Consider the following 24,520-nt stretch of genomic DNA (forward strand, 5'->3'; position numbering starts at 1 on the left):
GGGTTGTGTCAATGATTGGAGGCGGAGCTGTCTGCTGCAGACTGCTGAATCGCCTTAAAACGGACGCAAATATGTCTTAAACAGATTATTTACAGTGCCTATACACAGGAGTATAATTCTGGATATTAAGAGGATTCATGCGTGTAACAGGGCACCTGAACTTGATATCGAGACGTGGCTCAGCTTGGTAGAGCGCTTGCTTCGGGAGCAAGAGGCCGCAGGTTCAAATCCTGTCGTCTCCACCATACTAAAATACTATAACCCTTGATTTATAAGGGTTTTTTGTTCGGAATTTTTTAGTAGTTCTTTCAACTGAATAGATATGCATAAAATAGGGTCATGTGCGCTTTGCCATGATATTTAAACATAGTTTTTATAAAAGCTATATTTAACATAACTCATATTCAAACCCAAGCACTATCTTTAAATTACTTGCACCTTAACATACCTTCATTTTACAATCAGCGACTCACCATCCATCAAATTCAATCTATGATTATTTATTAAAATAGTATGTGCATTTTCCCATTCAGTCTGAACTTCATTTACTTTACTCTCTATATAAACTTTTTTCTTAAACCAAAGCGGCCCCTCTAACTCACCCAAAACACCAAAGCTGCCCATCCCACCTGCATCAGTAGCATAAAAATGAATTGTGTACTTTTTATCCGGTGACTGTACTGTCTTCAATAATTCTTTTGAACCCGAAAACAGAGCTGTAAAAACCAAAGAAGCAGTTAGAACAATAATCAAAATCGAAGAAAAAATCATGGAAAACCAGCTTCTTACTTTTGCCCGCCAACTTGATTGATCCTGAAAACCTACTATCCCTAAAATTAAAGCAATTACTGTGAAAATAAGAGTAATATAATTTGGTGGAGAAATCATCCATTGGTTATATATTTGACTGTATACGGAGCCTCCGATTATCCCGCCTAAGACTAAGAGCAATAGAAATGAGCACCAATTGTACTTTTTCATTTAAAAGCTCGCCTCAATTCAATTCGAACAAATTTTTATAAAGAGTATTTCAAATCATCAACTTGTAAGACTGAACCCAAAAACCGGAAATTGCTTAAACCTATAACAAAGGAGATAATTCCTTATTTAAAGAATCATCCCCAATTTTTATTGAATAGTAATAAAATTCTTAATAATATCCTTTAGTGATTTGCTGCATCATTATAACCATCGCTTATCGCTGTTCTATCGCCCTGACCTTCTGGCTGCCATATGTTCCCATTAGCATACTGTCCACCATAGTATAATATGTTCAGTGAAAATAAAAAAGAACCGGTGAATCCGTAATTATAGTTTCCTATATATTCTGTTGTTACATATCTAAACCCTCTATAAGTGTCAGCGTACCATGACTTACTGTACCCTCCCCAGCCCGGCTGACTTTTATAGTCCCATGGTCCACCGGCTTGCACTTTTCCTTTAAACCAAAACGCCGAAGCGGTTAAAGCTGCGATACCTGCGTTACCACCTGATAAAATCGCACCATAATATACATCCCAATAATAACTCGACAATTGTGTTCTATTACTTTGAACCAAGCCACTCAAATCAAAAATCTCTACTCTAGCTGGCGTTAATTTTGATGTACCAGCTTCTTGAGCTGAGCTTTCTTTTTCCTGGCTTGATATCTTTTGAATTTCCTCTGAATTCACTAATTGTGGTGTATAATTAGCATCGTAATATGCATATCCACCTTCGACTAGACGGTTTGCAGCTTGAAGACTTCTTACATACTCTCCGAATAGCACCTCATTAGAGTATTGCAGCTGAGTTTTACTAGCCTCTAAAACATTAAGATCTATTACATTTTCTGAGATTTTAAGCAATTTAAGTTCTACGGCTTTCTGGTGTAATTGCTGAATAGCTGTTGTTTCTGAGGTGTCAGGCAACGACTCTAGAAGTTCTGTAGAACTTTTGTAAGAATTACTAGCAGTAGGATCTGCCCAAGCAATCGAGTTGCTATTAACTGAAGTTGATATAAGAATTGCTATTAAAGCTAAACTTATTAATTGAAGTATCCTAATCTTTTTCATGAAAGTTATCCTCCTATCAAAATGGTTTGAAATAAAGTTCGGCCCCTCTCTTGGTTGGACTTTCACCAACTAGATCATGCGTGCCTCTGGGCACGCGAATAGAAAAAAACACTCCGATTTAGGGAGTGTTTGACAGTAACTAAAAACTATTGAACCCTTTATACATAAGTCTTCTCCGCACTATCTCGTAACACCCAGGAGTGTCACCCTTAATTCGGGAGCAAGAGGCCGCAGGGTTCAGCACCTGCGGCTTCTGTTATTTTATTCTCGCTTAACGGGCTATAGCCCCCAAATCCGGTACACAATGACCGCTGCTTCCGCGCGGGTCAGTGTATCTCCCGGGGCCAGCAGGCCGTTCTTGCCGGCGACAACGCCGGCTTTCACCAGCAGGGATACGCTGTCGGCAGCATATCCGGCGACTTGTGCGGCATCCGGATATGCATTCAGGCTGCCGCTGCTGCTTGCGGCAGCTTTGCCCGCTGCCGCCAGTGCCCGTGCTGCGATCACCATCATTTCCTGACGGCTGATCGGATTGTCCGGACGGACGGTACCGTCCGCATAACCGGTAATGATGCCAAGCTGCTGTGCAATGGCCAGCTCACTGCCGTAATAAGCTCCGGCTGGAACATCGCCGAAGCCCGTGGCAGCCGTGCCGGTTCCCTTCAGCTCAAGCGCTCTGACGAGCATCGTGATAAAGTCTGCCCGTTTCACAGGTGCTGCCGGAGAGAAGCTGCCTTCAGCGGTTCCCTGCACGACACCGCGGGCAGCCAAGGCGGTGACGCCCTCTTTGGCCCAGGCCAGCTTCTCTATATCAGTGAAGCTTACAGGGTTAAAGGCTGGCGCATAGGTGCCGGCCCCCGCAATGTGGAACACAAGGGATTTGCTGACCGCGTCATAGCGGCTATTCGGAATTGCCGTCAGGCTGCCTGTGCTGCCCAGTTGTCCGGCGAACAGGGCTGCGGTATTACCGAGCTGCGCCGCAGCAGGAGTGTACAGGATGGACACCTTTACCGGAGTTTCCGGGCTGCCCAGGGCAATCGCTTTGCCGCCTGCCGTCAGGCTCAGGTCAATAACCGGTCCTGCCCCTATAATCGTGCGGGCTTTGGCATCCAATCCATCCTTGGAAACCTGTTTGATATGGATTGAAATGAGGTCAGCGTCTGCTGCTGCACCGGAAAGTATATTACCCGGAATCTCTACCGCAGCTGCCGCTGTCTTCACCAGCAGCACAAAGCTCTGTTGCCCTTTCAGGCTCTGCGAAGGCAGCTGTACCTCATAGCCCGCGGCATCCCCTTGCTTAGCCACTTCGATAATGACCTGTTTCCGGCCGTCAGCAGCAGGGCTTGCCTGTGCAAGGGCTTTATTCAGATCATCTGCAGAGACAGCCGCTTTAACCCCGCCGCCAGTACTGGTAACCTCAGGTCTGAGCGTCACCACACCATCCTTGCTCTCCGAAACAGCAGGCTTCGGCGTAGCAGCACCGCTGCCCGTTCCGCCGGGAATCGCAGCCGGCCCCGGAGTAGCTGTCGGTGTTGGTGTTGGTGTTGGTGTTGGTGTCACTGCCGGAGCATCAGGCTTGCCCGTGAGCGTAAGCACGCCGTATACCGAAGTATCCTGATACCCGTTGCCGGTAGTATCGTTCCATGCGGCTACACTTTGCCGCGCGCCATCCTTCGCATCATTGATCTGCACGTCGAAGCCGAGCTTCTTGGCGTTGGCCGGTGTAACGCTGGTAAGCGGTATTTTGACTTCAATCGTATAGTTGGTTCCTGATATTTTGGTTGTAGAGGCGAACCCTGCCGCAATCCTGTCGGGATTAAATGTACTTTCGTTATCAAAATTGACCCGGAACTGGCCGTCATCGTCCTGATAGAAGGAGGTCTTTCCGTTATTCTGATCCACGAAAATCTCAACCGAATCCTGCTCCCAGGCATTCGCGCTCGCTTTATCCAGCTGCGCATCGCTGACCTGAACCAGCACGTACAGATTCTGGTCGTCCCATAGGGCTTTGGCTATGCCGCTTGCGCCCTGCCAAGCCAGCTGGTAGCGGTTAACTTGCATTTCGGGTACACCTGTCCAGAGAGCATCTACTGTACCGTCAATGACCGGCGTTCCATAAACAGCGTTAGACACGTTAGCGTCCGTCGTATCCGGCTGATGCCCGGCGATATATTTTACCGGATCGATAACCCCGTAATATGCCGGCTTGGCCTGCAGGCTCTTGTCGAACAGCAGCGGATTGGATGATGCTCTCCAGCTCGTATTGTCATCCATCCCCCAGAAGGTGACTCGTGCAATATTCGCAGCATGTTCCTTGTAGAGGCTCATAAGCTGTGCGTACAGATAACCCTGGGCATCGGCCAGCTTTTCTGACAGCTCGTAGTTGCTGCCCGCCTGAATATCAAGCTCCGTGATGCTAACCTCCACACCAAGAGAGATGAATTTTTCCAGCGACAGTCTGACATTCTCAGGATTGGTGTTAACGTTGTAGTGCGCCTGCATGCCGATACCGTCGATCAGCTTTTTGCCGGGATGATTAAGCGCATACTTATCGTTTAGTGCTTTTACCATGTTATAGATGGCCTGGGCTTTATTCTGGTTATCCTCATTGTAATCATTGTAATAGAGCTTGATGTTCCATTCCGGATGCTCATCCAGCACTTCCCGCGCCGCCAGAAAAGCCTGCTCGACGTAATCTGCTCCGATTGCGGTTTTCCACGGGGCCTGGCGCAGCGACGACTCCCAGTCGGCCGGATTCCCCGGATTGTCATTCATCGCCTCATTCACGACATCCCAGGAGATCACCTTATCCCCGAAATGCTCCATGACAGTACGGATGTGTGTCCGCAGATTCACAAGGGCCTCTTCGCGGCTCAAAGGTACGGTATTGCCCTCCGCATCCTGGGACGTATTCATCCACGCCGGCGACTGCTGGTGCCAGACCAGAACATGGCCGTGCATCTGCATGCCTTCCGCCAGCACCTTATCGACCATCGCATCCGCTGCGGTAAAGGTAAAATCACCCTTCACATTCTGCAGCCCATCCGGCTTCATCGCATTGCCTGCCGTGGCCACGTTATGATGCATCTCCAGCAGCTCCAGCCGTACCCCTTCCAGATCCTCGGCCGAAATGGCATTCCCGATCAGAAAATCATCCCGGTACGCAGCCTTCAGCGGAACCAGATCCTTCTGGATGGCAACCGGACCAGTGCCCGTAGGTACAAAGCTGATATCGTCAATGTAAAAGGATGCTGTAGCGTTATTCGAGCTCTCCACGTAAATCGTCAGGTACTCGCCGCCTACGCTGTTATAACGGTAGCTGCCCTCAAATTTGACCCAGCCGTCAGCGGTACTGATGGTCTTGGGGGAGAGTGCGACATAATTGGCGCTGCTGCCGTCGCCTACCTGTGTGGACAGCTGAAGCTGTGAACTGGCCGGATCAATCAGCTTGACCCAGGCCGAGATCAGATATTCGCTGCCTTTGTCCACATATTTCTCTACACGCAGCACCGGCCCGTGCCAGGTTGATGTGCGGCCTTCCACCTTCAGGGCATAGGAGCCGTCTGCGGTATGGTTCACTTCATCCGTCACCGTCAGCGTCTCATTTCCCGACCTGCCGGCGAAGCCGCCTGCTGTCTGATCCTCAAAGGTAATCGTATTGAACTGCAGCGCCGGGTCTCTTACTGGCTCTTCTCCGCCTCCGGAGGCTGGTTTACCGGTAATCAGAACGTCTCCAATATAGAACGGAACCGCCTTGCCAGCCTCATTGGAATTAATGCGCAGCGCCTGATCCTTGGATGTATCGGCAATGAATTCCCTGGTCAGCGTAACCGCGTTGCCGGCCACATAGGCTGCTTCGGCATAATTACCGTAGCTGTTTACAGTTTGCAGCGCAGCCTTTGCCCCTTCGGGCAGAATGACTGAAGCATCAACATAAACCACCGCAGTTACTGTATACGTCTCCCCGTTAACGAGCCCGAGATCGCTGAATTTAAAATCTGCAGCATCCCAGTTGTTCGCTCTGTTACTTACATATAGCGCTGCACCATCGGCGTTGCCGTCAAATGGCATGCCGGTGACCGCAGTCAGGCTTGCGGTGCCGGATTGGCCGGCTTTGCCTGCCCCGCCCGCAAAGGTTTCATGATAAACGGTTGTTTCTGCCTGGCTGACTTCTGCAGCATTGGCCGCCTGCGCTGCCGGAGCGATCCAGCCGAGCGGCAGCAGCAGGCTTACCGCTAATACTGTGGAGAAGATTCGTTTGAACGTTCTACTCATGCACTGCACTCCTCTTTTTATGAATTTGAATTCACGTGGATTAAGCGCTTACAAAAAAGAATCGAACAGCCCCCTTTCTCAAGCAAAATCGTAGCACACCCGCAAAATCGCTGTCTTTCTCCAAACTAAAGATGATACCGGACTTTTTATATAACATTTAAATTAACGGGCAGTTACCGATCCGTACGGTCCGGAACTTTTGTTTCGGGATTAGCTGTTAATCCAGATAATGGTATATAATCCCGGCCGCTGATGTCCAATCTATGCTTGGCTGGAGCCGCTGACTGCGGTTGAAGGTTGAAATACGAGAGACAGCTCAGCCTCCCGCAGTAAATTTAATTTTCTAGCCTGTACGAGGGATTCTACAGAATGTACGAGTGATTCCCTGATCGAGCTAAGTGGAAAAATGGCATCTAATTCTCCGCTCGATCCCACTTTCGGAAATCTAAGTGGAAAAACGCTACTTAATTTTACGGTTTTGCGCCTTATGGTGGGATTTGGGCTAAATTAAGTGCCGATTTTCCAACTAATCCTTGAAACTCAAAAAAATCGGAAGAATTAGGTGGCGAAAATCCACTTAGCTGTTCAGGAACCCTCATCCCGGCGGAAGTTTAATAAAACCCAGCTTAGATTCGCCCTTCACCGCTGTCCGCTTAATAAACCAGCCTCTGCAAAGCAGTATAAAGAACACTAACCAGCCTTCAGAATATAAAATCCGGCCTAAAAAACCATCTCCGGCATAGATCCCGCCGCTCTCTTTAGCCAGACTACCAGCTCGAGGTAGGGCATCAGCGCATCACCTCACTAACCAGCCACAGTAAAAAGCCGTATAACCTCAGTTATACGGCCCGTCCACACTCTAAAACCGCAAAAGCGGATTATCTCCCCCCGGCTAGCTCCGCTTCCGTCTCCCCGGTTATAACTGAGACTATGCTCTCACGCAGCACATCGGCACCCCGTGCCTGGAACGGATCGGCGTTCCAGATTACAGCATCAGCCAGATAACCTTCGGCAATCCGGCCTAAATCATGGCCGCGTCCGAGAATGTCAGCCGCGCCGGAGGTAGCGGACTGCCACGCTTCTGCGCGGGTCAGTCCGTAATCCAGCAGCGTGTCCAGCTCCTGCAGGTTATAGCCGTGCAGCGCCGGCGTGGCATAGTCTGTGCCGAAGCCGAAGCGTACGCCCGCGCTTCTGGCATAGCTGATGGCCCGGGAGTGGGCTTCGGCTGCCCGTGCGGCACGGTCACAGATGACCTGGGGCAGCCCCAGCACGCCGGCAGGATCTGCGGCAATCCGGTAGATTGAAGCGGTAGACACGTAGGCTGTACGGGATTCAGCCAGCCGGCCGGCCTGATCTGCGGTCAGGAACATTCCGTGCTCAATCGATTCGACGCCTGCCCGGATCGACCAGTCAATGGTCACCCCGCCCCAGGTATGGACCAGCACCTTAATCTGATGGGCATGGGCATGGCGGACAATGAAGTTGAACTCTTCTTCCGAGAACACAGGGTCCAGCACTTTCTCTGCAGGCGCACCAAGACCGCCGGTTGCCATAATTTTGACCCAGCCTGCTCCGGTGGCATAAATCTCGGCCAGCCGGCCTTCCAGGAACTTTGTTCCCAGCGCATCCGCTGAACCCAGCATTTCGCTGCTGGTTTCGACCCTGAGCGGGTGCCCATAGCTGCGGACCAGGTGGCGGATGGTCTGCGGCGTAATGCCGCCCGCATCCCGCGCAGTCGTTACACCGGTCCGCAGGGTAGCTCCAAACGCCGCGCCTTGCATGGCTTCCACCTCGCTGGCGGTACGCTTCAGCTGGTCTGCATGGTCAAAGTCCGTCCAGGCCAGGTGTGTATGCAGATCAATAATACCGGGGCTGATCCACAGATCAGCCTGCGGGATAGCAGCCCCTGCAGGCTGCGCCGGTTCCGGCTGTCCGGCTTCTCCTTCCAGAAGCAATTCTCCGGAATATCCGGCCTGCCCCGCCGATTCCTCCGGCACCGTTTCCTTTACAGACGTGAATCTGCCGTCTCTGATGGAAATGTCGTAACGCTTGCCTTCGATCCCCGCAATGCGGATTGCTTTATAATCAAGCGCCTTCGGATGTTTATTAAGCATGGGTATTCCCCCATGCTGCCCGGACCGCCTGCAGCGCTGAAGCAGCGTCTTGTTCGAGCAGCTCAGCCAGTGTTACAATCGCCTTTTCCACACTGAGGAGGCTCGCATTTACCCCAAAATGATTGATCCGCAGCAGACGGCCGTTAAGCTCCCCGTCTCCCGGAGCAACAATGCCGACAGGCTGTACGATTCTGAGGCGCTCATCCCCGCCAATGCGGACGGTCGTCGTTAGCGTGGAATAATGCCCGCTGTCCTTCTGCCAAGGCTCAAGCCCAAGTGCCTTGATGCCGGAAATAGCTGAAGCAGCCGCATTCTCGTGTCGTGAGATGACATTGTCCAGGCCTTCCGCTTCAACAGCCGCCAGCGCATCAATCAGCGCTCTGGCCTCAAGCGCCGGAATATTAGGCGGAACGCGCACCGGCTCTGTACCAGCCGGGGACGGCTTCAGATCCAGCAGTGACAGAATCGAATTGCGCGGCGCAACTTTATTAGACTCCAGGAACTGCCAGCCGCGCGGCGAGATACTGACCGCACTGACCCCGTTAGGTCCGCCCAGCGCCTTTTGCGCTCCGACAGCGGCGAAGTCAACGCCCCATTCATCTACCAAGAGCTCTTCCCCGCCGACCGCCGAGACGGAGTCCGTTACCGTAATCAGGTTGTGGGTGCGGGCAATGCGCAGGATTTCTTTTGCCGGATTCGAGCCCCCGGTGACTACCTCAGCCTGCACAAAGGAAATCGCATCCGGCTTAACCCGCTCAATGGCCGCGGCAACCTGCTCCGCCGGCACTACCTCATCAAACGGGACCTTCACTTCAACCACTCTTGCCCCGCCGCGCTCCAGCCACAGGCCGAACAGGCTGCCGTACGGCCCTGTTACAACATTAATAAACGTGCGGCCCGGTGCAGATATGCCTGCGGCTACCGCCTCGATCCCCAGAATCGCCTCACCGGGAATGATAACCGGAGGGTGTTCAGTAGACAGCAGCCGGGAGAGCTGGCTGGTCAGCGTGCTGAATTCAGCGCGTGTCAACGGCACATATCCTTTATGTTCTTGGTTCATGTTGTCCTCCTGATGGTTTCATAGTCGGCATTTGGGGAACCGCAGACAGCAATTCACGGCTGTAGGCCGCTTCCGGATAGCTGAAGAATCTGTCCTTAGGGCTGATCTCAACCAGCTTCCCCTGCCGCATGACGGCAACTTTATCACTTATAGCATGTATAACGCCCAGATCATGGGAAATAAACAGCATCGTCAGATTAAGCTCTGACTTGAGAGTGCCCAGCAGCTCCAGCACCCTTAGCTGTACGGATACATCCAGGGCACTCGTCGGCTCATCGGCAATCAGCAGGCTGGGCTCTACGCTCAGCGCACGGGCAATCGCGATCCGCTGGCGCTGGCCGCCCGAGAATTCATGCGGATATTTATCCAGCGCTTTTCCCTCGAGGCTCACACGCTCCAGCAGCTGCCTGGATCTCTTCTCGACTTCTGCACAGCCTACGATCCTGTGGAACAGCAGCGCTTCAGCCAGAATCTGCCGGATAGAATGCTTCGGATTCAGCGAGGCATCGGGATTCTGGAAGATCATCTGGATCTTTTTGCGCTGCTCACGGGTCCGTTTCCCGGTAAGCGGCTCTGCATCCAGCAGCAGCTGCCCCTGATCCGGGATAATCAGCCCGGCAATCACCCGCGCGAGCGTGGATTTGCCCGACCCGGATTCTCCGACAAGCCCGAGGGTGGTATGCTGCTGCACCTCAAGCCTGATATTGTCCAGCGCAGTAAACCCGCCGTAACGTACGGTCACATTGTTAACCTGCAGGCTTAAGTTCATATAGCACCGCTCCCTTCAGGCGTAAGCTCCGGCACAGGCAGCACCGAGTTAATCAGCATTTGAGTATAGGTATGTTGCGGACTCTGCAGAACACTTAGCGTACTGCCGTGCTCGACAATTTCGCCTTTTTTCATTACTGCCAGCCTAGAGCACATCGCTGCAGCAACCGCCAGGTTGTGGGTTACAAAAATCATCGCAAACCCCAGCTCCTGCTGAAGCCGGCCCACTGTCTCCATAATCTGCTTCTGCACTGTGACATCGAGCGCCGTGGTCGGCTCGTCGCAGAGCAGAATGCCCGGCTTGCAGGCCAGGGCCATGGCAATGACGATCCGCTGGCACTGCCCGCCCGAGAGCTGGCCGGGATACCGGTCCGCCTTGCGCAGCGAATCCGGCAGGCCGAGCATCTGCAGCAGCTCCAGCGCCGCGGCGCGCGAAGCTTTGCGGCTGAGCCGCTGTCTGTAGTACACTACCTCCGCTACCTGCTTGACCACCGGACATAGCGGGTCCAGCGCCCCCCTGGGATCCTGAAACACCATGGCGCTGTCCGCCGCGCCCCGGATCACTCCGCCTGTCTGCTGCACACCGCGCGGCAGCAGACCGAGCACCGCCCGCAGCGTAAGCGATTTGCCGGAGCCCGATTCACCGACCAGCCCCAGGCTCTCCCCCTGGTTAAGCGAGAAGCTGACATCCTTGACCAGCACCTCCTGCGTTTTGGCAGTCAGCGTCAAGCCCTCTATTTCCAAAACGGGTGTTGTAGCCATTATTTTTTCCTCCATAGATCTGCCAGCCCGTCGCCCACCAGCGACAGGGCAATCCCCGTATATACCACGGCGAAGCCCGGCACGGCCGAGAGCCACCAGGCGGTCGAGATAAAGGATTGCCCGTCCGCAATCATCGTTCCCCAGTCGGGAGTCGGCGGGGCGATCCCGATGCCCAGATAGCCGAGTGTGACAATTGCAACCAGCAGGCCGACCATATCCGTCATCAGGACGACCACAGCCTGCGGCAGCACATTCGGCAGCAAATGGCGCAGAATAATGCGGGGGCCGGACAGCCCCAGCGTCCGGGCCGAAGCAATCCATTCCTGCTCGCGGAACGAAGCGCTAAGCCCGCGGACCACCCGGGCGAACACAATCCAGCCGACGAGAATAAAAGTGATATAAATTCCGCGCTGGCCCGCCCCGCTGGCAAAGGCCACAATAATCACGATCAGGTAAAAAGGAAAGGCAATAAACGTATCGGTAATCAGGGTAATGATGTTATCGACCCATTTTCCATAGTAGCCCGCCACCATACCCAGAAAAATCCCGGTACAAAACGGAATAATCTCCGCCAGCACCATAATGGTCAGGTCTGTCCGGGCAGCGTAGATCAGTCTGGTGAACAGGTCCCGCCCCAGCTGATCGGTTCCGAGCCAGTGCTCGGCGGACGGCGGCTGCAGAAATGCGCTTAAATTCTGCTCTGTCGGGTCATAGGGGCTGATGTACGGAATGAAAATAGCCAGCAGGATCAGCACAGCAAACATGATGCCTCCTGCCAGCAGGGAAGGGGTATTCAGAATCCGGCGGATCAGCGAAGTCCTGGCTGCGTCCGTCTGCAGTTCAGGATAATTGGTTGTAGTTTTCATCGTGTTCCTTTCGTCCGGGGATCAAGCCACTTGGCTGCAATCTCCACCAGCAGGCTGATAATCACCACAGAAACCGCACAGTACAGCGCAATTCCCTGGATGACCGGAAAATCCCGGTTTGAAATGGAAGTAAACAGCAGGCTGCCGATGCCTTTAATGCCAAACACCTGCTCAACGACCAGCGTGCCGCCAATCAGATAGGAAATGTTAACCCCCAGCAGCATCAGCGTCGGCAGTGCCGAATTGCGCAGCACATGCTTGAACAGAATAACCCGGCCGGGAATGCGTGCAGCCCTCAGAGTAACCACAAAGTCGGACTCCAGCACCTCCAGCATTTGCGCCCTTAAAGAGCGGACAAGCGTTGGGATCTGGGAAAAAGCGACCGTAACCGCCGGAAGCGTCAGGCTGTACAGCATGCCAGACCAGCCTTTGCCTACACCGCCGACAGGAAACCAGCCGAGCCGGACACTAAGCAGCATAATGAAAAGGATGCCAACCCAGAAGATTGGCATACCCAGAGTAATCGTCGGAAAAATACGGATCAGGTGATCCACCAGCTTGTCCTTATTCGTAGCCGCAACCGTAGCAAGCAGGAGGGCAATCACTACAGCAATGACACAGGCCATCAGAATCAGCAGCATGGTTACCGGTGCACGCTCGGCAATCAGCACCCGTGTTGAGGTTCCCGAGATAATGGAATTACCGGTGTCACCGGAGGTGAACAGCAGCTTCACAAACCGGATGAACTGCTCCCACAGCGGAAGATCCAGCCCGAGTGTATGATGCATGGCTGCGATGGCTTCAGGTGTACTGTATTCACCCAAAATCATTTTTGCGGGATCGCCGGGAACGATGCGGATCAGAAAAAAGACAGCGGTCATCACACAGAGGATAACGACAGCGGCTCTAATCAGAGCCGCCGTCAGCCATCTGTAGGATGTACGATTACCTGCTGCAAAACTTTGCAGCTTCCCCGGTATCATCATTGACCGATCCGCACATCTTCAAAGCGGACGCTGCCGTTAGGCAATACAGTGAGTCCCTCTACCGAGGAACGGGCGCCGATCAGAATGTCAGGGTAGTAGAGCGGAATGTAAGGCACTTCATCTGCCAGCGTCTGCAGAAGCTTGGTGTAAATCTCTGCCCGGGCATCGCCGTCTGCTGTTTTTTGTCCTTCATACAGCAGCTTGGTTACTTCATCATTGGTATAGTGCGTCCAGTACGATTTGCTGAAGCCTTCCGGATCGGTCTGGAAAGCCAGAATCGAGTTCGCTTCCGGAGAATCCGCCTGGCCGCTGTTCAGCATGGCAGCGAAATCATAGGCGAAGAACCGTTCACGGAAGGAAGCCAGCTCAATCGATTCAATCTCAATTTTGATACCGATCGCCTGGCCTGCCGCTTGAATAATCTGGGCTTCCTGGGCTCTTGTGCTGTTGCCGGAGGCTATCAGCAGCTTGGTGCTGAATCCGTTAGGGAAAGCGGATTTAGCCAGCTCTGCCTTGGCAGCTTCAACATCATAGTTCAGCGCTTTAATCGTATCATTTGCATTGTAAGGAATGGTTGTCGGCAGCAGGGAATTAGCCGCCCTGGCATAACCGAAGGTCAGCGCCTTGGTCAGGCCTTCACGGTCCAGCGCCAGCGCCAGTGCACGGCGGACATGTACATCCTTGAAATGCTCATCCAGTGTATTAAAGAACAGCTGCTCTGTTACCCAGCTGCCATTGGTTACTACAGCAGTATCTGCGCCGTTTTTCAACTCTTCAGCATTCTGCAGGGCAAGCGCTTCGATCGCGTTAACTTCTCCAGCCTTCAGCTGGTTGATTGCCTGGCTGTCGTCTTCGATCAGCTTATAGACCAGCTTATCAATTGCCGGCTTGCCTTCCTGCCAGTAATTCGTGTTCTTAACGAATGTCACATCGCCCGCAGGGTCCCAGGCTTCAACGGCGAACGGACCTGTGCCGATTGGCTTTTTGAAGAATTCTTCCTCAGTAACCCCACCGAAGTCAGCCGGGATAATGCCGTTAGAGAAGTTGGACAGCTCGGAAATGAAAGGTGTGTACGGCTCCTGGAGTTTAATTACCAGTGTCTTGTCATCCTGTGCAGTCACACTGTCTACCTTGGCCGCAATCGCCAGCGGACCGCCGACCTTCAGGTGACGCTCCAGCGAGAATACAGCATCCTTGGCTGTAACGGCGTTGCCGTTAGAGAACTTCAGCCCGTCACGCAGCACAAAGGTATAGGTCAATCCGTCTTCACTGATGGTATGGGAGGCAGCCAGCCAGTCCACAATTTCCCCTTCACTGTTGAAAGCAACCAGGGATTCAAAAACCTTATCAATTGCAAACGCATTATTAGAGGTAATCTGATTATGCAAATCAAACGAGGTTACTGCAGCAGGCCGTCCATAGACAAAAGTCCCTCCTGCCGCCGGTTCACTGGTGCTGTTGCCCGCATCCGCCGCCTGGCTAGCGCTTGGCTGAGCCGTCTCGCCGGAAGCAGCTGTATTGTTCTGTCCGGAGCAGCCGGCAATCACCGCCATTAATAGAACTGCCAGTGTTCCTGACCCTAATGTTTTCTTGATAGAAGCTGTAAATTGCATGTCTCATTCTCCCCTTCCTATAAACCTTATATGTTTAGTATGGATTGTATTATGGCCCATACTATCCCCCCTGTCAAACAAAATTCACATAATGCCAGAGCGGGTAAAACTATTATATCCAATAGAGGAAATGAATCCGTTTTTATTATAGTGAACCGGCAAATTTTCAGCGTGACCGCTTCCTCGCGGTCTTTATATCAGCTTATGTGCAAACCATTTTTCCCCTCTGAAACGCCACAGAAAAACAGCCCCGCGGACGGCCCACTCGCTGTTCATCGCGATCCAGACCCCCAGTACACCGAAGCCGAGCACGATTCCCAGAACATAGCCAAAAACAACCCGGAACAGCCACATTGTCAGCATTGAGGTAATGGAGGTGAACCGTGAATCCCCTGCTGCCCGCAGTGCCGACGGCAAAATAAAGCTGACCGCCCACAGCGGAACCTGGGCAATGGCATTGACCAGCAGCACTATAAATAAATCATCAATAATCTCCGGAGGCGGAGAAAAGATTGACACCAGCGGGTGGAACAGCGGCATCAGAATCAGGGCAATCAGGGCCAAAGAGCCGGAACCGATCCAGAGGAAGGACTTGATGAATTTTCTGGCATCGGCGACATTCCCCCTCCCGATACTTTGGCCGACAACCGTCACAATGGTCAGCGACAGCGCACTGGCCGGTATCTGAAACACCATGGCTAATGAGCCGGCAATGGCATTGGTTGCGATGGCATACGTACCCAGGCTGACAATGAAGATCTGGGTCAGCAGCTTCCCGCCGTTAAAGAACATCTGCTCCGCCGCAAACGGTACACCGATGAACATAATTTTGCGCAGCATGCTGAGCGGAATATGAAGCAGGTCGCGGGCACGTACGCGCAGAGCGGTATCGATTTTGAACAGATAGACAAGGGCACAGATCATCCCTGCATACCGCGCAATATTGACCGCCAGCGTCATGCCCAGCACACCCATATCCAGCAGATTTATAAAAACAATGTTCAGGAGTACATACAACAGGTTCATGATCAGCGACAGCATGAGGGAAGCCCGCGTCCGGCCCACGCCCCGCAGTGCCCCGCATACGGCCTGAACCACGGCAATCCCCAGATAGGAGATGCTGCTGCCGATCATATAAATCCGGGCATTGTCCAGCACATCGGCGGAGGCAGACCCGAACAGAAGATTTAATATCAGCGAGTGGAATCCCATAAGCAGAAGACCGATGCCTACAGCGATCAGCGACACCGAAGTAACGGAGCCCGCCGCAGCCTGTGACACCATCCGGTCATTTCCGCTGCCTTTATACTGTGCAACCACCACCGTACCGCCGGTCGCAATCGCCACAAATACGTTGATCAGAAAAATATTCAGTGAATCCACCATATTCACCGCACTGACCGCCGCCATCCCGGACGAGCTGATCATCGCCGTGTTTACGAGATTTAGCCCGATGATGAAGGCCTGATCAATCAGGATTGGGAGAAACAGGGCGATAATCTGCCGGTAATCCATCCCTTCCCCGGAAAGGTGTTTCTCCAGCCATTTTTTGTTTGGCATTCGAGCCTGAAGCTGCATAAATAGATCACATTCTTTTCTGTAGGATTAGAGTGCGCGAAATACATTCCTTCCAGTTTACTACAAATTCTGTCTTTCGTCTGTTATCCGGGTGATAACCGGTATTTACCACAGACACCTTCTATGTAAAAAAGCAATAACCCGCAGCTGTATGCCACGCAGGTTATTGCTTGGGTACTTTTGTATGACAGGCGCAATCCATGCCGTGCAGCCGTTCTTTTACTTGAGTCCCACCTTACAGCTCCACTTCTCCTCCCGGGTACAAGGTGGAGCTGTACAGCCGCTTTGGCTGCGGCAGCGGCCGGCCCGGATGGACTGCCGCAAGCGGAAGCGGCTCGCCGGCATAAACTGCAGCCTGTTCATCCGTGTAAATGATAACCTGCTCTGTGCCGCTGCCGAGCAGGTCCCCATGTACGGCATAGCCCTGCTCGGCAAACTGTGCAACCCTGTTCATCTTCCCGTCGTAAAGCGCCGGCAGCACGCCTTCCCCGCGCCGGTACGCCAGAATGTAATCCGGCGCGTTCTTCCAGAATGTGCTGACCGCATCCACAATCGTCAGCCAGCCGTCTGTGGTACGCTCCTCTTTCCACAGCTCCTTGCCGTTCTGATCCAGCAGGAACATAGCGTCTTTTCCCTTAAGGCCCTTACCGTCATCCTCGCGGACCATTCGGTCAAGTCCGGCAATCTGCAGTCCCGGCAGCTCAGGGCAGAAGCGTCCAAGCGCCAGATGCTGGGATTCAATGGAGCCCTCGTACCGCCACAGCTCCTGTCCGTCCCGGTCGTACATTACCGTAACACTTCCACCGACCACCAGCTCGGGAAGGCCGTCGCCGTTCACGTCCCCGACCCAGAGGCAATCCGCATGATCGTCCAGATCACGGCAGCTCCATTTCAGCTTTCCGCCAGCATCCAGCAGATCGTATCCAGCCATGACCTCATCGCGTCCGTCACCATCCAGATCATATACCCACGGATAATGGCCCACATTGCCTTCGTGGGTCCATAGCAGCTGAAGGTTATTGTCCAGCGCCCACAGCCGGTGATAGCGGTCTTTGAGGATAATGTCGGAAGGGTGCGCGTTACCGCTCAGGTTGGCAATAATAATGCAGTCATGGGCTTCAGCGGACGGAAGCTCATATACTGCCTTTACTTTTCCCGTTACCCCTTCCAGGATCTGCAGCTTATCGCCCATGACGCACAGCACCTCAAGCGCACCGTCACCATCAATATCATAGACTTGGGCCGGATAATCCGAGCCCTGGCTGCCTGCGCCTGCATCCGGCTTCCCGGTCTGCCACAGCAGCCGGCCGTCCAGGTCAAAAGCGGTCAGGCACTGCACCTGATGCGGAATATATCTTACATCCTGACGGTTATCAGGCTGAACCAGCAGCAGCTCAGCCCTGCCGTCCCCGTCCAGGTCACCCAGCAGCATTTTGCATCTTGGCCCCGCAGCCGAAATGTCGATCCCGGCCAGCCGGTGCAAGGCTTGATCGCCTTCAGCCGGACTGCCCGCTTTATTCGTATTATTCACAGTAGCTCCTCCTTGTCTCCCATCCGTTTGCCCCGCCAGCGGCAGGTGCAAGCGGTCTCTTCCAGCCTGCTTCAATAATTAACCCAAGTCCACCGTCTGCCCGCCCGGCACTTCAACGATTTGACCGTCAACCTCCAGCCAGACCGCTGAAGCGTTCGGATTGTACACAAAATCCCGGCTTGCCGAAAAAATCAGATTCCGGCAGGCCTTCATATAATGGACAAACTCCAGATTAGTAGCGTACCAGATGTCATCCCGTCCGCCGGCCATTGTGCAGAATTGCTCCATCAGCTCCCAGTTATCATCATTGTCGAATTCATAGCTGTGTCCCCACACATACATCAGATACAGATACTGCCGTTTGTGCAGGGCGATAAAATTCTCCCCGTGCGCAAGCAATCCCCGGTTGTGATGGCAGGTCGCCGGCCATTCGAGCCAGTCTTCCGGGAGGCCGAAGCCGCCGGTGCTCTGTACGGTCCGGGCATACTCAATGCCCAGATGCGGCAGCAGCTTTTGGATCTCGGCGGTATACGACCCGTTCGGGTATGACATCCCGCGGACCGGCTGATGCAGCAGCGCCTCAAGCGCCTTGCGGTCCTCCATAATCTCCTCAACGATGTATTCCTGCGGGCAGCGGGCCATCGTCGGATGCCGCCGCGTGTGGGCGCTGACTTCATGACCTTTGTACAGCTGAGGCAGCTCCTCCGCTGTAATACGGTCCCCTTCTCCCAGCAGGCCGGAATTTATGTGAAAGGTTCCTTTAATCCCATATTTGTTAAACAGGCCGACCAGCCGCTCATCGGCCCGTCTGCCGTCATCATAGCTCATAGTCAGCGCCTTGTGCCGGCCTTGCGGATAGCAATAATACACTCCGGGCATTGCTGTTACGCCTCCTTGGATATTGATAGTTGTATCCCATGTAAAATAGTTAAATTTCTCGGCTCATGGGCCGCATCAGCCGAATTCAAGGGCATTTTTGCCTTTCATTCGTACTGCGCCCGCGTCCGGCGGCTTCCGGTCCTCTCAGGGCGCATACACTACCAGATTACTGTACTCTGCAATCAGCGGGGCCATCTGCCGGAAGCCGATCCGGCCGCCGGCAAGCAGCGGACCATAGGACGAGCCGTTATCGGTCCACTGCAGCAGCGGCAGTCCGTTGATGGCGAAAGTTACTGCAGCGCCCTGCTTCACTACCAGCATCTCGTAAGCTTCGGACATATCGGCCACATCCGGCAGCGGATCAGCCCCCTGCGCGACGAGATGAAAGCCGTAGCTTTTGCGCAGGTTACAAGTGTGAAAGGATCGCTCCTCCTCCCACATCCGCCGGAAATAGGAGATATGGAAAGCATTCATCTTCCCGTGATGATACTGGTCATATTCCCCTGTCCGCGCCGGCAGCGACGGGTCAAACAGATCCTTCCCCCCGGCACCGGCGGCAGCGAAGAACAAAATGGCCAGCCCCGGCTCCCGCAGCGGCCGGAATGTCCACGCCACTGCCAAATCCGCCGGAAATACCTCAGGGCACCAGAGTACAAGGTTTGCCTTCTGCCCCTCCGAAGCAGCCCGGATGCTCTCCAGGCGTAACCGGCCCATCGGAAAGCTTACAGCGCCGTCCCCCTCCATACGGAATCCGGCCGTTTGCTCCGGGCCCGCCAGTGTATTGCGGTATATCTCCCGCCACTGCTCCGGGATTAGCGACGTATTCTGCTGAGCTGTCATTCTTTTGCCCCCTTCACAGAATTCCGCTCCGGCAGAGCTTCAGCAATCAGCTCCAGGGCAATGATCGTATTGAGCGACCATTGGGAGGCTTCATTAGTATTCATCCAGCCGATTTCATTCAGCTCTTCCATGTAAGTGACCAGCGTCTGCTCTTCCTGCAAATTGACGGCTCCGAATGGATTCTCAAGCAGGATGCTCCAGCAGCGGTCAGCCGTTGTCCGGTCATCCTTGTACCAGGCCCCGTAAGCAGCAATGGCGACACTCAGCACAGGATGCTCGAACCGCAGTTTGCCTGTAATCGCCCCTCCGGCAATAACGTTCTTTTCTTCCTCCGGCAGGTTATAGAACACTCCAAACTCTGCAAGCATATCTTCCCACTCCGGGTCCTCCAGCATCAGGGCCAGCTCAAACCACACCTGCGGCCCGCCCATGCAGATTGCCAGATGTCGGCCCCAGTTATCATCGCCCATCGGGCTGAGGATGCCGGTCTTCGGATCATAGCCGTAGGTTGGACCGGAAATGAGCCGCAGATTGGCTGCTTTGATGCAGTCTATCCCCGTCAATATTTTGTCGCGGTAATCCGTCTCCTCGTACCGTTCCCACCTTGTCATCCAGTTGGAGCTGAACGCTGCCCAATCCGGGCCAACCCGCACATGCGTCGGAAATTCATCCTTGGGAAAATAAGCCCGCATCGGGTCCAGCGTCACGGTCGTATAGTCGGCATCCTTCACACTGTCCATGATGTCGCCGGTCCGCTCATCGCCGGTAAGATAATAGTAATAGCGGTGCAGTCCGGCCATGGCAATCCGCGCTTCCTTGCAGCCGCAGCCCCAGTGCACGACATTATGCCGCGAGCCGAGGCCTGCATACTCCCCGAAATGGTACACATCCACCTCGCTCGTATGCCGGGTCATCGCCTCGGCCATACGGAAAATGTCAGCGCGTCCGGTCCGCAAAAAGCTCATCCACAGCCACATGTTCGGCACCAGCTCCGCATTCTGCCATGCGCAGCCGCCGAGGTCATAGTTCCAGACATGGCGCACCGGGTCATAGCTGTGCATGAAGTCGCCGTAATCCCACAGGCCATACCATTTGCGCTGCTCTACCTCCGCCTGGTAGAAGGAGATGATCCCGTCCAGCCGCTCCTCCAGATAAGCCTTGGCGGGTGTACTCCGGTCGGGCAGGCTCCATAAGCCAAACGCCCGGCTTCGGTGATAATATTCCGGTTCACAGACGAGCAGCGGCGGTTGATCCGACTCCTGCTGCATCCGCTGCAGACCGGCCGAATCCGGTGTTCCCGAAGTGCACCACAGAGTCAGCTCACTGGTGTTGGCAATACCGTACGGGGTAGCCCGCAGCTCCTCGGCACCTTCATACGAGGACTCCACATGCGTCTTGGTGTCATAGTGGCGAAGGTCCATGGCCGGTACCTCCGGCGACCAAAACCAGACGGTCAGCGCAGCCTCATCACCGGAAAGGCCGCTGAGCTCAAGGCTGGATGGGCACTTCCGCCAGAAGTCCTTCACTCCGGCGGCCAACCCGCCGCACTCTGAGCCGACATAGCCAAGCCCTCCGGCACGCCGGCCTTCCGCTCCTTTGATCCAGACACAGTCGGGACCCGTACGCTTATGAACTGCATAATGCTCGGAGGAATCCTGAACGAGACGGAAGCTGTCCCACACTGCCGAATCCCGCAGCAGCCCGGTGAAATAAGCATCCTCCTCCGGGTCAAACTGCAGTCTGCGGCCCTCCAGCTGGGCCGCGAACAGCTCCGCATATTTGCCTTTGGTTCTGCGGGTATGGAGCGTCTTCGGCGACTCGCTGAAGCTGCCCTCGCTGCCCGCGAACCGGATATGGCGGTTATACAGCGGGCCGCTGAGCGGCACCTTGAACAAGATGCCCAGCCCTTTGATGAAGTCCTGATGCGGATTACCGTCATAATGGAAGGTATGCACCAGCCGGACCGTCTCGAGCCCGGCATAGAAATACAGCCGCAGTGTATAGGGAATCCATTCCCCGGCTCCGCTGCGGCTGCGGTGCCGGCCCTCCAGGCGGATAACGGCGCGCAGCGGCCCCGCTTCCTCGAGCGCAGCCTGTCCAGTTTCGCCGGTGAACCGTTCCTGCCGCAGGGTAAGGGCACCGCTGAGCATGTCCCGCTGCTCCCGGACACAGACCAGCTCGCTTCCGCTGCATACCAGATGCTCTGCCTCTGCATTAGAATCCTTTAAATCTCCGGAATATCCGTAATTGCTATCCGGACTTCCCTGCTCTGCCGGGCTGCTATTCTGTTCCAGCCTCCTGCGGATAATCCGCGAGACCAGCTCCGCACCGCGCTTTTCCACGGTACATACAATGGCTCCAGTGTCCACAACGAAGGCAGACTCTGTATCTTGAACAGATATCTTTGCCGCATGCTTGACCTCCTGCGGCTCCGAACCCCGTTCCAGCACGTACCCTTCCGCGCTGCCCTCCGGGCAGACTGCAGAATGTAACGACCATTTAATACTGCCGTCCGGCCAATATGCAGCCGGACGGCTTTGCAGCGGCAGACGGGATTCGCCGCCTGGGCTGACAAGATATACAGCAGATAGCCCTTCGCGGCTCAGCTCTCCCTTGGTCCAGGGAACTCCCCAGGTAACTCCCGCAGCCGCTGCGGGTTGATTCAGCCAGTGTAATCGGATCGGCAAGGCTGAAGACAAAGCTGTCATCTCCTTTTCGGAGCATCACAAAGCGGGCGGTACGGATGCAGGAAGTCGGCCTTCAGGCACATTGCGGCATCCAGTGCGAACCTTTACCGGGTTTCCGCATCCTTCTGCCCTTCATGACGGCTAAGCTCACGGTAGCGTGTCGGTGTGATGTCCTCCTGTTTTTTGAATATCCGGTTAAAATAGCTCTGCTGATAGCCGACCTGTAGCGCAACATCGTTCATTTTGAGATCTGTGTCGCGCAGCAGCTCCTTCGCTTTTTCAATTCTGAGCCCGGTTAAATAATCGATAAAATTCTGTCCGGTAACCCGCTTGAAGGATTTGCTGAGCAGGAACGGGCTGGTGCCCGTATAATCCGCGCAGCTGTCCAGCGAGATATTATCCATATAGTGCTCCTGAATGTACAGCATAGCCTGGTCAATCGTCCGCCGGATCCCGGCGTCGGAACGCTCGGACAGCTCCTTCAGGAAAGGCGAAACCACATGATCGCGGAACCAGGGCAGGATCATGCCCGGCTCATGGATCTGTGACAGGCCGGCATACAGGTTCCTGCCCTTGAACAGCTGGTTCGGCGCAATCCCTGCTTCCAGCACCGCATGCTGTACTGCACCGAGCAGATGCAGCATGCCCTGCTGCACATCAATTACCTTGGCGCCGTCAGCGGACAGCGTGGCGAGGAATTCCTCCAGCAGCCGGTCTGCCTCCTCCGCCTCGCCGGTGCGCAGCGCCTGAATCAGTCCGCGTTCCAGAGCGAACGAATACTGCGGCATATGGGCACCCTCTCCTTCCCGCTCCAGTTGCTCCAGGCTGACCACCTGGTTGCCGCCCCCGTATCTGCGGTGGCTGGCTGCCTGCTTGGCCGCTTCAAAGGACCGCGGAATCGCGGAGATGCTGTCGATCGGCGCACTGTAGGCCACAGTAGCCTGCAGCTTCAGCATCCGGTTGATCGTGGCTGCCAGCTCTTCGCCGAAAGCCTGCACCCTTGCCGTCTCCGGAGCGCCTCCCGGTCCGATCAGCAGAATGCCTGCTGTAAGATTGTGCAGATTGACTGTCTCGGCGCGCTCGAAATGCTCAGCCGCCAGTTCCCCGATGATGTTCACCGCCGCAAAGGACACCAGACTCTCGTCGCCGCTGCGGAACTTGCCTTCCAGGCTGGAGATGCCGGTGAGCTGAATATACAGCACCACAAAGACGCAGTCCGCCACCTCCCACTTATACTGCTTCATCCGGCTCTGCAGCTCCTGTTCGGAGAAAGCATACAAGTACCCCTGGAACAACTGGTGGAGAAAGCTGCGCTGCACATGCGGCAGCTGCTCCGAAAGCGTATATTGCAGGGCATTCTGCTGCCCGTGCAGATTCTGCCAGTGCCGCTCGATCAGTGTTACCTCATCCTCCCGGCCTTCACAGACGTCATGCTCGGGGAGCAGCGTCTGCAGCAGGCGGCGGAAGGGAGAATAGATTTTACGGGAAGCGATCCACGACAGGACAGCTGCAAGCAGCAGTGCGCTCAGGCTAACCATAATAATGGTGCGGGACAGCTCCACCACCGGAGAGGTTATGCTGGAAATAGGCGAAGCCGATACGTACAGCCACTCACTGGCAATCCGCGAAAAGTCTCCGTAAGTCACCGCATAGGTAACCCCGTCCCAGTCATACAGGAACGATGTGCTGTTTCCGCTGCCCCTTGCTTCAATCGCCGACTGCAGCGAGTTGACAAATGGCGTGGCAGCACCGCCGGTACCGCTTCCGGAGATGAACAGTCCGCCCGATTTTCGCAGCATGTAGACTTCTCCGCTGTTGTACGGGGTCATGGTCCGCAGCATATCCGAGACCTTCTGCGTATCCATCCGCAGCAGCAATACCCCGAACGGCTCAAGGCTGCCGCCGGGAATATGATGCACAAGTGTCAGTTCTTTTTGCTGAGGCTTGGCCGGATCAAAAGCCAGCTCTGTCCAGTAGGTGCTTTGCTCGGTCTTCATCAGCTTTTCGTAAACGGCAGCTCCGCTGGAAGTAACCGTACCGTATTCCGTGTTGAACAGCACGGGACGGTCTCCGGCCAGATAGAGCTCCACCTGCCGTGCCATGGAATTGGAGCCCTGCATGACCACCAGTGTCTTGGTGATGTCCCAGGCCCGCTCATGGTTCATAATAAAGTCCATATTCTTCAGGCTGTAATCGAATTTCGGATCAAAAGCCCAGTGGGCCAGCATCAGCTCCAGATTGGACAGCTGGTCATCAATGTTGGCGGCACGCTGCTCGATCTGCCGGTTATGCATTTCGAGCAGCTCCTCCTCCAGGCTTCCGCCTGCCATCCAATACACAAGCAATCCTATAATCAGGCCGGGTATGGACGAGACGATCAGCACAATAATCAGATTATTGCGGTAATACCGGCCTTTACGGCCCGCCCATATCCGCTTGTAGCCTTTGCTTTTTACTGCTGTTGTTGTATTCTCCATTTATATTCACCAGCCGAATTCATAGTTTTG

16 protein-coding genes are annotated in these 24,520 nt (G+C 54.4%); all 16 read right to left on the bottom strand.

Annotated features, from left to right (window positions below):
- Nucleotides 1–450: 450 nt before the first annotated feature.
- Nucleotides 451–981 (bottom strand): DUF5412 family protein, encoded by a 531-nt coding sequence (locus M2108_RS23160; protein ID WP_277471676.1) that lies wholly within the window; start codon nt 979–981, stop codon nt 451–453.
- Nucleotides 982–1,163: 182 nt separating this feature from the next.
- Nucleotides 1,164–2,054 (bottom strand): polymorphic toxin type 44 domain-containing protein, encoded by an 891-nt coding sequence (locus M2108_RS23165; protein WP_277471675.1) that lies wholly within the window; start codon nt 2,052–2,054, stop codon nt 1,164–1,166.
- A gap of 279 nt (nt 2,055–2,333) precedes the next feature.
- The gene (locus tag M2108_RS23170; RefSeq protein WP_277471674.1) at nt 2,334–6,329 is read right to left on the bottom strand and encodes an endo-1,4-beta-xylanase; all 3,996 of its coding nucleotides are present in this window, start codon (nt 6,327–6,329) and stop codon (nt 2,334–2,336) included.
- A gap of 878 nt (nt 6,330–7,207) precedes the next feature.
- On the bottom strand, nt 7,208–8,443 hold the full coding sequence (locus M2108_RS23175; RefSeq protein WP_277471673.1) for an amidohydrolase family protein: 1,236 nt from the start codon (nt 8,441–8,443) through the stop codon (nt 7,208–7,210).
- A complete protein-coding gene (locus M2108_RS23180; protein ID WP_277471672.1) occupies nt 8,436–9,503 on the bottom strand; it encodes a pyridoxal-phosphate-dependent aminotransferase family protein in 1,068 nt (355 codons plus the stop codon). Before M2108_RS23180 ends, M2108_RS23175 begins: the two co-directional genes overlap by 8 nt.
- Complete coding sequence (locus M2108_RS23185; protein ID WP_277471671.1) at nt 9,487–10,272, bottom strand: ABC transporter ATP-binding protein; 786 nt, start codon at nt 10,270–10,272, stop codon at nt 9,487–9,489. Before M2108_RS23185 ends, M2108_RS23180 begins: the two co-directional genes overlap by 17 nt.
- On the bottom strand, nt 10,269–11,033 hold the full coding sequence (locus M2108_RS23190) for an ABC transporter ATP-binding protein (protein WP_277471670.1): 765 nt from the start codon (nt 11,031–11,033) through the stop codon (nt 10,269–10,271). Before M2108_RS23190 ends, M2108_RS23185 begins: the two co-directional genes overlap by 4 nt.
- Nucleotides 11,033–11,899 carry an ABC transporter permease gene (locus M2108_RS23195; RefSeq protein ID WP_277471669.1) on the bottom strand — a complete coding sequence of 289 codons (867 nt, stop codon included), beginning with the start codon at nt 11,897–11,899 and terminating at the stop codon, nt 11,033–11,035. The genes M2108_RS23190 and M2108_RS23195 overlap by 1 nt, the downstream gene beginning before the upstream one ends.
- Nucleotides 11,896–12,885 carry an ABC transporter permease gene (locus M2108_RS23200; RefSeq protein WP_277471668.1) on the bottom strand — a complete coding sequence of 330 codons (990 nt, stop codon included), beginning with the start codon at nt 12,883–12,885 and terminating at the stop codon, nt 11,896–11,898. Before M2108_RS23200 ends, M2108_RS23195 begins: the two co-directional genes overlap by 4 nt.
- Entirely contained in the window at nt 12,882–14,498 is a 1,617-nt protein-coding gene (locus M2108_RS23205; RefSeq protein ID WP_277471667.1) for an ABC transporter substrate-binding protein, read from the bottom strand. Before M2108_RS23205 ends, M2108_RS23200 begins: the two co-directional genes overlap by 4 nt.
- Before the next feature lie 192 nt (nt 14,499–14,690).
- On the bottom strand, nt 14,691–16,058 hold the full coding sequence (locus tag M2108_RS23210) for an MATE family efflux transporter (protein WP_277471666.1): 1,368 nt from the start codon (nt 16,056–16,058) through the stop codon (nt 14,691–14,693).
- Nucleotides 16,059–16,311: 253 nt separating this feature from the next.
- Complete coding sequence (locus M2108_RS23215; RefSeq protein ID WP_277471735.1) at nt 16,312–17,508, bottom strand: rhamnogalacturonan lyase family protein; 1,197 nt, start codon at nt 17,506–17,508, stop codon at nt 16,312–16,314.
- A 177-nt stretch (nt 17,509–17,685) separates the two neighbouring features.
- A complete protein-coding gene (locus tag M2108_RS23220) occupies nt 17,686–18,486 on the bottom strand; it encodes a polysaccharide deacetylase family protein (RefSeq protein ID WP_277471665.1) in 801 nt (266 codons plus the stop codon).
- Nucleotides 18,487–18,630: 144 nt separating this feature from the next.
- Complete coding sequence (locus M2108_RS23225) at nt 18,631–19,326, bottom strand: DUF1961 family protein (protein ID WP_277471664.1); 696 nt, start codon at nt 19,324–19,326, stop codon at nt 18,631–18,633.
- Complete coding sequence (locus tag M2108_RS23230) at nt 19,323–22,034, bottom strand: exo-rhamnogalacturonan lyase family protein (protein ID WP_277471663.1); 2,712 nt, start codon at nt 22,032–22,034, stop codon at nt 19,323–19,325. The genes M2108_RS23225 and M2108_RS23230 overlap by 4 nt, the downstream gene beginning before the upstream one ends.
- 83 nt (nt 22,035–22,117) lie before the next feature.
- Nucleotides 22,118–24,490, bottom strand: a complete 2,373-nt coding sequence (locus tag M2108_RS23235) for a helix-turn-helix domain-containing protein (protein WP_277471662.1) — start codon at nt 24,488–24,490, stop codon at nt 22,118–22,120.
- Nucleotides 24,491–24,520: the final 30 nt, after the last annotated feature.

It is taken from the genome of Paenibacillus sp. PastM-3 (assembly GCF_029893965.1).
Taxonomy (GTDB): domain Bacteria; phylum Bacillota; class Bacilli; order Paenibacillales; family Paenibacillaceae; genus Paenibacillus_AQ.